The following is a 12,006-nucleotide window of genomic DNA, read 5'->3' on the forward strand; positions in this document are numbered from 1 at the left end:
TCGGCGCTCGAAAACCGGCGGTTCCGTCAAGCCAACGGGATTGCGGCGGTCGCATTCCGAGGCCGCCGCATCCGACGTTCCAGCTTAAAAAGACAGTCCGAACTGCAGGTCGACGCGGTTCTCGGAAGCGTCCGATCCGAACTGCCCGCTATAGGTGACGCCGAGCTTGGAAGCGGACGTCACGGCAAAGCCGAGTCCGAGTTCGAGGAGGGCGGCATCCTTCGTCAGAGGAGCGCCTTCGATCGAGAAGGTGTCGCTGGTGGCGAAGGCGAGGTCCGTCGTCGGGGTGGGATCGCCGAAGGCATGGCGCCATCCGGCCAGTCCGTGCGCGGTCAGCGTCAAGCCGCCGATATCGATCTCGCCCGCAGCCCGAAGCCCGAGCGTCGAGATCGTCTCGCCCTCGGTTTGGCTTTGACCGCGAAGGGCCGCGGCGCCGCCGGTCTCCCCGAAGCCCTCCGTATCCAGATGGACGTAGGCGAGCTGGGCGAAGGGATCGAGGCGGATGCCGGGCGCAAGGTCGATCGCGTAGCTCGCCTCGCCAAAGACCTGCGCTGCGCCGCTATCGTAACCGGCCTCGAGCCTATCCGAGAAACCGCCGAACACGACGGAGCGCGTGGTGTCCACCTCGTTCCAGCTGTAACCCGCGCCGGCCTTCAGCTGAATGCGCCCGAGGTCCAGGCCGGCATAGAGGCCAGCATGGAGGCCGTCGATCTCGGCGGATGCGTCGCGGCCGTCGAGATCGACCGATCCCCGACTGTAGCCCCCCAGGAACCCGAGCCGGAGATCGTCCCCGACAAAGCCGTCGCCGCCGATCAGAACGCCGCCAAGGTCCCGGTCGAAGGAGGCGACGCCGGAGCCGGCAGCATTTCGCCCGGAGGAGCGGTAGCCCGCGATCCAGGCGCCGCGGGTCTCGTCACTTTCGAACGTACTGGCCAGCCGGTCCAGCGCTGCCCGGCGCAGGAAACCGGCCTCCTCGACGAGGTCGGTCTTCACCGAGGCGTGGATCTCGCCGGACAGTTCATCGAAAGCGCGGCGCGCCTCGGAAGCGTTCGAGAAAAGAAGGGCGTTGTAGAGGGAAAGGCTTGCCGAGCCCGCCGCCTGATCGAGCCCGTCGAGCGCCCCGGCGGTCTCGCGCCCGTTCCGCGTCGTTGCGGCGCTGGCGAAGGATGCGGCGCCCTCACCCGTGCGAAGGCCGAGCAGCACGCGGTCGCTCGCATAAAGAAGCGTGGAGCGCAGGAAGGCGCTGTCGATCGAGAGCGCACCGAAGCGTCCGACGACGTCGCTCGCGGTGAGAATCGTGTAGGTCTGGCCGTCGCGATAGCTGACCGTCGGATCGAGCGCGACGATGTCGACGCCCGCCCCGCCCAGCGTCGCCGTGCCGCGAACGTCGATCCGGTCGGCCTCGCCACCCGCACCGATCTCGACCGCATAGGTGGAGCCGGCGGCATAGGTGAGATCGCCGTCGACGGCGATCGCGCCGATGGAATTGCCGGGCGCGATGGTGGCGCCCGCATCGAGACGGGTCGTCCCGATCGTTCCGTTTCCTTTGAGAATGCCGCCGGATGCGACCGTGACGCTGCCGCCGAGCGTGCCGTTGACGGAGAGGACGCCGTCGACGGTCGTGACGCCCGCGAAGGACGAGTTGTCGCCGCTCAGGCGGACGATGCCGCCCCCCGCGAAGAGGAGCACGCCGGGGCCGGAAAGGGCGCCCGCATAGACGCCGTCATAGGTCTGATCGAAGGTGAAGTTTGCGCCGGCATCGATCCGAAGATCGCCGAAGAAGCGGTCGGAGGCCGACGTGACGCCGCCCGCCTCGATGGTCCAGTCGAGATCGCTGCGGCCCGCGAGCGTCAGCTGCCCGGCGCCGCGCTTGACCATCTCGCCGGCCTCGCCGCCGAGGCCGCCGATGGTCCCTGTCAGCGTTGCCGCCGAGTCTTCCGTCAGGACGACCGTGCCGGCATTGGCGATGGAGCCCTTGATTGAACGGCTCGATCCCGACAGCGTGCCGGCGGAGACGAGCGTATCGCCCCGGTAGTCGTTCTCGCCGGCCAGTTCCAGCGTGCCTGCACCGATCTTGACGAGCGAGCCGTCGCCCTCGATGCGGCCGCCGAAGAGCGTCGAACGATCGTTGGCGCCGACCGTCAGCGTGCCGCCTTCGAGATCGACGAGACCGGCCCCTTCGAGCGATCCGATCGTCTGCGCGAAGCCGGAAAGCGCCAGGGTTCCCCCCGCCTCGACGTCGAAGGCGGAGCGCCCTGCGAAGGCCCCCTCGCCGCCGGCCTTCAGCGTGCCGCCGCGCACGATGCTCCGGCCGGTATAGTCGCTCGTGCCCGAAAGGGTCAGGATGCCCGTTCCGGCTTTGACGAGGCCGCCTCCGGTTCCGCCGGAGGCGCCGCCATCCGAGATCCGGCCGTCGAAGTCGATGAAGGCCTCGTTCGTCGTGAGTTCGAGGAGCTTTCCGCCGAGATAGACCGAACCGGCGCCGCGAATGGCGCCGAGCCCGAGGCCGCCCTCTGCCACACCCGAAATGTCGAGAGCCGCGCCGTCGTCGATCTGGATTTCGGCATTGCCGCCCGACGAACGGCCGGAGAAGACGGCGACGGCGTCCGGCCTCAGACCGATCCGCGCAGTACCGGCCGTCGCTTCGTCGCCGAATGTCAGAAGGCCAGCATTGTCGATCTCGGCATCCGCCGCGCTGCTCCGGCTGGCGAAGATGATGGTGGAGGACGCATTGCCGACGATGGCCGCGTTTGCCGCGGTGCTGTCGCCGTCGAACCGGAGGAGATGGTCGTTGGTGATCGAAGCGGTGCCGGCGCTCGCGCGGTCGGTGAAGCTCGTGACGCCCGTCGCATTGACCGTCAACGTCGCATCGCCGAGCGTGCTGTCGCCGGCAAAGCCGAGGGTGCCATTGTTGGTGATGGCCGAGGAGCCCGCCGTGCTGCGATCGGAGAAGTCGATCGAGCCCGTGCCGTTGTTGACGATCCGCGATGCGGCGGCGTCGGCGTCGCCCGTCAGGATCAGCGCGCCGTTGTTCGCGATCCCTGCATTTCCGCCGCTCGCCTGCCCGGACAGGGTCAGCGTGCCAGCGCCGTTGTTGGTGATCGTAGCGGCGCCGAGACGCGAACGCTCATGGAAGGCGAGGAGATCGTTGTTGGTGACGAAGGCCCTGCCCGCCGTGCTGTCGCCTTCGAAGCGGATGGTGCCGCCATCGTTCGCGACGATCCTCGCATCCGCCGCCGTCGCTTGGCCGCCGAAATAGACCGTACCGCCGCCATTGGCTGTGATCGATCCGGAGTCGATTCCCGCCGAGGAGGCGTCGAGGAAGATCGTCGAGCCGCCATCGTTGACGATCGGCGCGGCTTCGCGCGTCGCCTGATCTCGAAAGACGACGGCCTGGCCTGCTAAGGTCGTCAGAGGCGTCGCGCCGGCGGACTGGGTGTTCTCGAAGACCGTCGCGGACGAATAGGCCGGCTCCTGCGCCGCTGCACCCGGCACCTGCAGCAAAGCGCCGAGACTGACCCCTGCCGAAAGAAGGACCCTCGGCGAGCGAAAGGCGAGAAACATGGATCGTCTCGGTCAAAGAGGTAAGGCGCATGCGAATTATCATCCGCAGCTGATCCGTGACTGAGCTTCCGCGACCCCGCAAGCGCAAGTTGCGGCAGGGACCTGATCCGGTCCGCGACGATGCAGATTTGCATCGTCGATCTCAGGATATCAGGCCATTCGCAGAGAGTTCCGCCATGCCGAGGCCCCCACCGCAGCACCTTCTAGGAAATAAGTCTTACGAAATAATCTCGTTGCCTCCCAGAACGCCTCCGCGGCAACCGAGTGCCCATACGTCATGCAGACGATTGATATAAAGCCGTTTTCTTCTCCGTTCGTAAATCGTCAGACAAACTGCTTTTCACCAAGCCAACACGGCGCCGTGATCAACAATACCTTAATTATAAGCGCTGGTTATATTATTAACTGTGCCCTGAGCATTTGGTTGCATTCGATGCAACCGTCGTTCTATTGATTATAAGCCATTTATTCAAAACTATATTGGAGTGCCCGATGCGCGTGTCAGCGACGGCGTTGTTTTGGCTGTGTTCGGCCGTCCTTTCCGTCTTCCTGATCGTCCAGCCGATCAGCGTCGAGGCGCAGTTGGCGATCGCGCTGACCGCGATCGTTCTGGCGGCCGCGATCTACGTCCTGAAACTCGGCGGCATCTGGCGGCACGCCTTCCTGGCGCTCGCGACCGCGGTCGTGCTGCGCTACGCCTATTGGCGCACGACGGCGACGCTGCCCTCGTCGGACGACCTCGTCAGCTTCATTCCGGCGATGATCCTCTACGCGGCGGAGATGTACTGCATCCTCTTCCTCTTCATGAGCGTCTTCGTCGCCATCGATCCGCTTCAGCGCAGGCCTGCCAGGCAACTCGACGACGACGCGCTGCCCCATGTCGACGTCTTCGTGCCGTCCTACAACGAGAGCTCGGACATCCTGTCCCTCACGCTGTCGGCCGCCAAAGCGATGGATTATCCGGCCGACCGCCTGAACGTCTTCCTGCTCGACGACGGCGGCACCGACCAGAAGCGCAACGCCCGCGACGCTCGCTCCGCCGCCGCCGCCCAGCGCCGCCATGTCGAACTGCAGGCCCTGTGCCGCACGCTCGGCGTCACCTACCTGACCCGCGCCCGAAACGAGCATGCCAAGGCCGGCAATCTCAACAACGGCCTCGCCAACAGTTCGAGCGAACTCGTCGTGGTCTTCGACGCCGACCACGCCCCGGCCCGGGAGTTCCTGCGCGAGACGGTCGGCCATTTCCGCGACGACGAGAAGCTCTTCCTCGTTCAGACGCCGCACTTCTTCTCCAATCCCGATCCCCTGGAGCGCAACCTCTCGACCTTCGATAAGATGCCGTCCGAGAACGAGATGTTCTACAGCTCGATCCAGAAGGGTCTCGACAAGTGGAACGCGACCTTCTTCTGCGGCTCGGCGGCCGTGCTGCGCCGCCGCGCTCTCGATCAGGTCGGCGGGTTCGCCGGCGTCACGATCACGGAAGACTGCGAGACGGCGCTGGAGTTGCACTCGCGCGGCTGGACCAGCCGCTATGTCGACCGGCCGATGGTGACGGGCCTACAGCCCGAGACGCTGTCCAGCTTCATCGGCCAGCGCTCGCGCTGGTGCCAGGGGATGATCCAGATCTTCCTTCTGAAGAACCCGATCTTCAAACCCAATCTCTCCATCGCCCAGAAGATCTGCTATCTATCGAGTTCGATGTGCTGGTTCTTCCCGCTGCCGCGCATGGTCTTCCTGCTCTCGCCGCTCCTGTTCATCTTCTTCGACCTGAAGATCTTCGACGTCTCGACGCAGGAATTTGTCGCCTACACGCTGACCTATCTCGCCATCAACACGCTGATCCGGAACTATCTCTACGGCTCGGTGCGCTGGCCCTTCGTCTCCGAACTCTATGAATACGTCCAGACGGTCTATCTCTTCCGCGCCGTCTTCAGCGTGCTGTTCAACCCGCGCCGTCCCACCTTCAACGTCACGGCCAAGGGCGAGACGATGAAGGAAGACCGCCTCTCGCCGCTGGCTCTGCCCTATTTCGGCATCTTCGCCATCCTCGTCGCGGCCTTCGTCTATTCGATCTACCGCTACCAGACGGAGCCCCAGGTCGGCGGCATTCTCCTCGTCGTTGCCGCCTGGAACGTGTTGAACCTCCTGATCGCCGGCGCCGCCCTCGGCGTCGTGACCGAGCGCCGCGAGCGGCGCCAGGCGCCGCGCACCATCTCCGACCGCGCCGCCACCCTCGTCATCGACAATGCCGAGATCCCGATCCAGGTCGACGACACCTCGCTCAGCGGCGCCAAGGTCACGCCGCTCGGCCCTATCCCGAACCTGCATGGCGGACGCCGCGGCCACATCGTCGTCACCGGTCTCGGCAGTCGCGGCGAGCTCGGCCGCATCCCCGTCTCCCTGCGCTCCGTCATCCAATGGGACGGCACGGTCTCAATCGGGCTGCGCTACGAGGCGGATGCCAGCGACTACGCCATGATCGCGGAGCTGATGATGGGCGACATGGAGGCGGTGCGGCACCAGCGCGAAGCCCGCCGCCGTCCGCGCGGCATGATCAAGGGCGGCATGACCATCGTGCTGTGGGGCGTGCGCTATCCCCTGAAGGCCTTCCGCCACCTCGTCTTCGACCGCAACGGGACCAAGGCGGAAACGGTGTCCGCTACGGAGACCTCGATCGCCCCCTCCATCGCCCCGGTTTCGGCCGCGGACGCCCACTGACCGCTCGAAGGATGACCGTCATGACCTCCGGCCTGCGACGCACCCTCGCTGCGGCAACCATCCTCGGCGCCTCGCTCCACGCGCTTCCCTCCCATGCGGGCCCCGTGTCCGCCTTCGATCCCAATGCCGGGTCGCAGGCGGCACCTGCGGCAGCCAAGGGCGCACCGGACGGGCTCAGCCGCTTCGCCCTCGAACAGGACCAGCTCTCGTTTCAGGGCGAGAACGGCCGGCTCGACGCCCCGCTCTTCGTGACGGCGGCCCAGTCCGCCATGCCGGCGCGGCTCGTCTTCAACATCGACAGCGCGATCTCGGTCCTGCCCGAGACCTCGCGGATGACGGTCCTCGTCAACGACCTGCCGGTGACCGAAACCAGGCTCGGCCTGACCGGGCGCCAGACCATCGAGGCCGAACTTCCCTCCGGCCTGCTGCAGCCCGGCTTCAACGGCGTGCGCATTCTCGTCGAGCAGCATCACCGCGTCGACTGCTCGCTTCCCGGCACCTACGAGCTCTGGACGAAGATCGACCCGGCCACGAGCGGCCTCGCCTTCGGCGCCGCTTCCAACGTGCTGACTGGGCTCGATGAGCTCGGCTCGATCCAGCCCGGCCCCGACGGACGCATCCATGTGCGCGGCATCGTCGGCAAGGGCGCGACGGGGCCGGTCATCGACCAGACGATGACGGCGATCCAGGCCGCGACGCTTCTCGGCTATTTCGACGCGCCGATCGTCGACGTCTCCAACCAGCCGGGCGAAGGCGCGGGGCTCGACGTGATCGTGGGAACGATGGGCGAGGTGTCCGGCCTCGTCGGCAATGCCTCGGGCAACACCGAGTTTCCCTTCGTCACCCTCCTGCCCGCCTCGGGCGGCAAGCGCGCGACGCTCGTCGTCTCCGGCGTCACGGCCGACGACGTCCGGCTGAACCTTGCCGAGCTCGCCGGAAAGGCGCGGGCGACGGAACCGACCGGGCCGCTGGCGGGGCAGCAGAGTCTGGCCATGTTCCAGGGCAAGACCATGAACAGCGGCGAGACCGTCCGCTTCGAGGATCTCGGCGTCGACGCCCGGCCCTTCACCGGCCGCCTCTATCGGGACGAATTCCGCATCGTCCTGCCCGCCGACTTCTACGCGGCGGACTACGACTACGCCTCGATCGCCCTCGACGCCGCCTTCTCCGCTGGCCTCAAGGAAGACGCGCAGCTGATCATCCGGGCGAACGACAAGGTCGTGACGACCCTTCAGCTCAGCTCCTCCAAGTCGGGACAGTTGCGCCAGCAGAAGATGCGCGTCCCGCTCAACGCGCTGAAGCCCGGCATCAACGTCTTCCGCATCGAGGCGCTCGTTCCGAGCGCGATGGACGCGGCCTGCGAGGCGCCGATGCAGGCAAGCCCCACCGTCCGCTTCGCGCTGGCGGGAACCTCCTCTTTCACCCTGCCGCACATCGCCCGCGTCGGCCATGCGCCCGACATCTCGGCGATGACGGCGGGCATCGCGGAAGCGAACCGGACAATCGAGAAAGGCCTCACCGTCTTCGTGCCGAACTACGACCGGCAGCTTCTGGGCGCGGCCGCGACCTTCGTCTCGAAGATCACCAGCTCCACGCGCAAGATCCAGCCGGTCCACACGACCTCGGTCATGCCGCTCGACATCAAGGACGACCTGATCGCCTTCGGCAGCAGCAACGCCCTGCCGCCCGAGCTTTTCGACACGATCCGCGTCGCCAGAGCCGAGAACGGCACGGGGGTGGCCGATGCCGCCGCCGCTTCGCCGAGCTTCGTCTCCGCTGCGTCGGCCGCAGGCCTTTCCCCGGCCGCCCCCTCGAAGGGCGCCATGTCGGAGGCGGAGGCGATGAAGGCGGCGATGGAGGCCGCCGCCGGCACCACGGCGCCCACGCCCGAGCCGCAGCAGGAGGCCGCGCTGACGAGCAGCGTCAACCGGGCACTGGACGATCTGTCCATGTCCTTCGGCTGGGCCGCGAGCCAGATCCGGGACTTCTCGCTGGCGCAGACGAGCCCGACGCTTTTCACCCCGTCCCCCGACGCCGCGCTCACCATCGCGCAGATGCCCTCGCCCAACCAGTCCGCCTCGGCCTGGACCATGGTGACGGCGCCGACGCCCGCCGGCGTCGTCTCCGGCGTGGAGAGCGCGACGAGCCGCCAGCGCTGGGCCTCGCTCAGCGGTGCGGTCTCGGAAATTTCGGGCGAGAACGGGCACGTTACCAGCCAGGAGGCCACCAGCGAGCGGCTCTACGAAACGCAGCCCCGGTCCTTTTCCAATGCGCGCCTCGTGCTTGCCGGCTGGTTCTCCCGCCACACCGAGCAGTATCTGGCCGCCATGATCGGCACGCTTCTGCTCCTCGGCCTTGCGACCGGGCTATTCCTGCGCGGCGTCGGCGAGAAGAACTGATGGTTCGCATCAAGACCCTTCTCGCCACCGTCGCGGCCCTCCTCTACATGTCGATCACCCCGCCCCCATCCGCCGCCGCACCGCCCGTCGTTCCGGCGGCCTCGGCGGGCGAGGATCTCATCCTCGGCAGCTGGATGCTCTATGCCAGCCGCTTCGTCTCGCCCGAGGGCCGGGTGATCGACGACGTCAACGGCGGCATCAGCCATAGCGAAGGCCAGGGCTACGGCATGCTGATGGCGGTCGCGGCCGATGACCGCGCCAGCTTCGAGCGGATGCACGCCTGGACGAAGCGCGAACTCTTCGTTCGCGGCGACGGCTTGGCGGCTTGGCGCTGGGCGCCCGAGGCCGATCCGCACGTCACCGACCGCAACGACGCGACCGACGGCGACCTTCTGATTGCCTGGGCGCTCCTGCGGGCGTCCAAGCGATGGGACCAGTCGGCTTGGCAGGACGAGGCGAAGACGATCGTCGACGCTGTCGTCGAGAAGGCCGTGACGAAGAGCGCCTTCGGCGAGCTTCTCCTTCCGGCCGTCGACGGATTTCGCGAGGGCGAACAGGCGGACGGGCCGGTCGTGAACCTCTCCTACTGGGTGTTTCCAGCGCTGGAGGAGCTCGGCACGATCGCGCCGAAGCTCCGTCGCTCGAAGATCGCCGACAACGGCCTGCGCCTTCTGAAAGAGGCCCGGTTCGGCCAGTCCGGCCTTCCCGCCGACTGGACGGCGCTCGCCAGCGAACGTCCCATGCCCGCCAGCGGCTTTCCCGCCGAGTTCGGCTACAACGCCATCCGCATCCCGCTCTATCTCGCCTGGTCGAAGACGCCGGACCGGCAGCTTCTCTCCGGCCTCGCCGATAGCCTGTCGGCGGAAGCGGGCGGCCTTCGCACCGTCGATCTCGCCACCGGCATGCCCAAGGACGCCTTGTCCGATCCGGGCTACCGGGCTGTGAACGACGTGGTGCGCTGCGCGCTCGGCCGATCCGACCGAGCGGAGGCCGCCGGGTCTTTCCAGGCCACGAACTACTATCCCAGCACCCTGCACATTCTCGCCTTGATGGCGCTCGCAGAAAGGTACCCGCAATGCCTGCGATAAAGAGCCTGACGCTTTCGGTCTCGGTCCTGGTCCTCCTGGCGGCCGGCGCGGCGCAGGGCGCCAGCCCCGCCGCGCCGGCGTTCGGCGGCCTTTCGGCGCCGGCCATATCCGGCGCCTCGAGCGCGCCGGCCGCGCCCGCCTTCGCCCCGCCCGCGCCCCCCGCGATTGCACCGGCGGCCGCCGTTCCTGTGGCGCCCGGCGCCAACCCCTTCGCGCCGCCCGTCGCGGTCGTGCCAGCCCCCGTGCCGGTGGCGGCCCAGGCGGCCGCGCCGCCGGCTGCCGAGGCCCCGGCCTTCAAGCCCGCGGCCGTGCCCGTGGCGGCCGCACCGGCGGTCGACGGGGCCGTCGCCGATGGCGATAAGGTCGACGAGGCGGCTCTTCGCTACTACGCCTCGACGCGCGATCTCGTGCGCGTCGGTGCCGAGATCCGACGCCTGAAGGCGCTGCATCCCGGCTGGCAGCCGCCGGCGGACCTCTTCGCCAAGGCGGAGACGGCGGATGAGAGCGACCTCTGGGCGCTCTTCGCCGCCAAGAACTTCGCCGGCCTCGACGCGGCCTTCGCCGAGCGCGCCAAGGCAGCGCCCGGCTGGAAGCCCTCGGCGGACCTTGCCGGCAAGGTCGCGATCGAACGGGCACGGTTCGAGATGGGCGCCGCGGCCGGAACGGGCGACTGGACCTCCGTCGTCGCGGCGGCCGGGCGCTATCCCGACGCGCTGACCTGCGCCAACATCGATCTTCTCTGGTCGCTCGGCGAAGGCTATGCGCGGATCGGCAACAACGCCAAGTCCTTCGATCTCTACAGCTACATCCTGAAATCCTGCGAGGACCCGGCCGAGCGTCTGGCGACGGTCCAGAAGGCCTCGCAGCTCCTGCCGCCGGAGGGTCTGGCGGCGCTGACCGCCCTCGGACGCCCGCTCGCGAACGGATCGACTGAGTTCGCCTCGCTGCGCTTCGATCCCGTGCGCACGCAGATGGGCAAGGTCGCATCGGGCGAGTCGGAGCTTGCGCCCGATTCCGCGCAGCTCCAGGCCTTCGCCGATGACATCGCGCGGAGCCGGAACCAGGGTGATGCGCTGCTCTTCGGCTGGTATCTCTATGCCGAGAAGGATTTCGCCGGCGCCATCGACTGGTTCAAGGCCGCCGCCAAGCTCGGCAACGATACGAAGGCGCAGGAGGGCATCATTCTCGCCCTTCGCGCTGGCGGGCAGGTCGAGGAGGCGGAAACTTTCGCGGAGGAAAACCGGACGCGCTCGGCCGATCTTGCCAAGGTCTATGTCGAACTCGTCTCGACGCGCCTGACGGAGAACGATTCCTCGGCCACGCTGGAGGAGGCCCAGCTGCGCAGCTTCGTCGAGGCCGCCGAGCTTTCCAAATCCGCGCTCGGCGCCCAGTCGCTCGGCTGGAACTATCTGGCCAAGAACAAGCTCGACGATGCCCGCACCTGGTTCGAAAAGTCGGTCGAGTGGCAGGCGACCAAGGAAGGCGTGACCGGGCTCGCCATCGTCGCGGCGCGCTCCAAGAACCGCGGCGAGCTGCGCGAGATCACCGCGAAATACGGCGACAGCTTTCCCGAGCTTGCCAGCGTGCAACTCGCCTCCGCTCCGAGAGCCGCCGCGCCCGCCCGCAAGCAGGCGCAGGCCAAGCCCGCCGGAAAGGCAACAGGAAACAAGAACGGCGGCGGCGATTCGACCTTGCTGGACGAGGCGAATGCCGCCTTCAAGGCCCGCAAGTACAAGGACGCGCTCGCCCTTCTCGACAAGCGCGAGAGCCTCCAGGGCCACAATGGCGGCGCGGAGGTGTTGCGCGGATGGGCGAACCTGAAGCTCGGCCGCTTCGACGAGGCGCGCCGCGTCTTCAAGCAGGAAAACAGCCGCCGCTCGACAAAGGACACCCGCTTCGGCATCGGCGCGGTCTCGAACGAACAGTACAACGCCTGGAACTGACGACGTCGGGTCTTTCCAAGCCGACAGAAAAGGGATCGCGGTCTTCGGAGGGCGGTCCCTTTTCTCATTGGTGCGGACCTCCGCCAGCTCGTCCTCGTCGATCCGATCGGCGGCATCGCCGCTTCGCTTTCCGTCCGCGCCCCGGCGCGCCATCTTTCCCGGTAGCGCTCGCACGCTAGGTTCGATCGAACGCGCGATGGTCGATGGCACCCATCGGCGCCAGGAGGATGTCGGCGAGCGTCCTTCGAAGCCGACGCGCCGGAGACCTCCGTTCGACCGAGGCGACCACGCCTC

At 67.5% G+C, this 12,006-nt stretch carries 5 protein-coding genes; 4 read left to right on the forward strand and 1 reads right to left on the reverse strand.

What is annotated here, in order from left to right:
- Positions 1-84: 84 nt before the first annotated feature.
- Positions 85-3,564, reverse strand: a complete 3,480-nt coding sequence (locus ASG62_RS08525) for an autotransporter domain-containing protein (protein ID WP_056687839.1) — start codon at positions 3,562-3,564, stop codon at positions 85-87.
- Positions 3,565-4,056: 492 nt separating this feature from the next.
- Between ASG62_RS08525 and bcsA the strand changes: the two genes are divergently transcribed.
- From bcsA to ASG62_RS08545, 4 genes are read left to right on the forward strand one after another with little or no spacing between them, the layout of a single operon-like run.
- Positions 4,057-6,282, forward strand: coding sequence for a UDP-forming cellulose synthase catalytic subunit (gene bcsA / locus ASG62_RS08530; protein ID WP_056687842.1), 2,226 nt, complete (start codon positions 4,057-4,059; stop codon positions 6,280-6,282).
- Positions 6,283-6,302: 20 nt separating this feature from the next.
- Positions 6,303-8,681: a cellulose biosynthesis cyclic di-GMP-binding regulatory protein BcsB gene (locus ASG62_RS08535; RefSeq protein WP_057180361.1), complete on the forward strand. Its 2,379-nt coding sequence runs from the start codon at positions 6,303-6,305 to the stop codon at positions 8,679-8,681.
- Positions 8,681-9,769, forward strand: coding sequence for a glycosyl hydrolase family 8 (locus ASG62_RS08540; protein ID WP_056687847.1), 1,089 nt, complete (start codon positions 8,681-8,683; stop codon positions 9,767-9,769). Before ASG62_RS08535 ends, ASG62_RS08540 begins: the two co-directional genes overlap by 1 nt.
- Positions 9,757-11,712 carry a hypothetical protein gene (locus ASG62_RS08545; RefSeq protein WP_056687851.1) on the forward strand — a complete coding sequence of 652 codons (1,956 nt, stop codon included), beginning with the start codon at positions 9,757-9,759 and terminating at the stop codon, positions 11,710-11,712. The genes ASG62_RS08540 and ASG62_RS08545 overlap by 13 nt, the downstream gene beginning before the upstream one ends.
- The last annotated feature ends 294 nt before the right edge of the window (positions 11,713-12,006 follow it).

Origin of the sequence: Aureimonas sp. Leaf427 (assembly GCF_001425485.1) — a bacterium.
Lineage (GTDB): Bacteria > Pseudomonadota > Alphaproteobacteria > Rhizobiales > Rhizobiaceae > Plantimonas.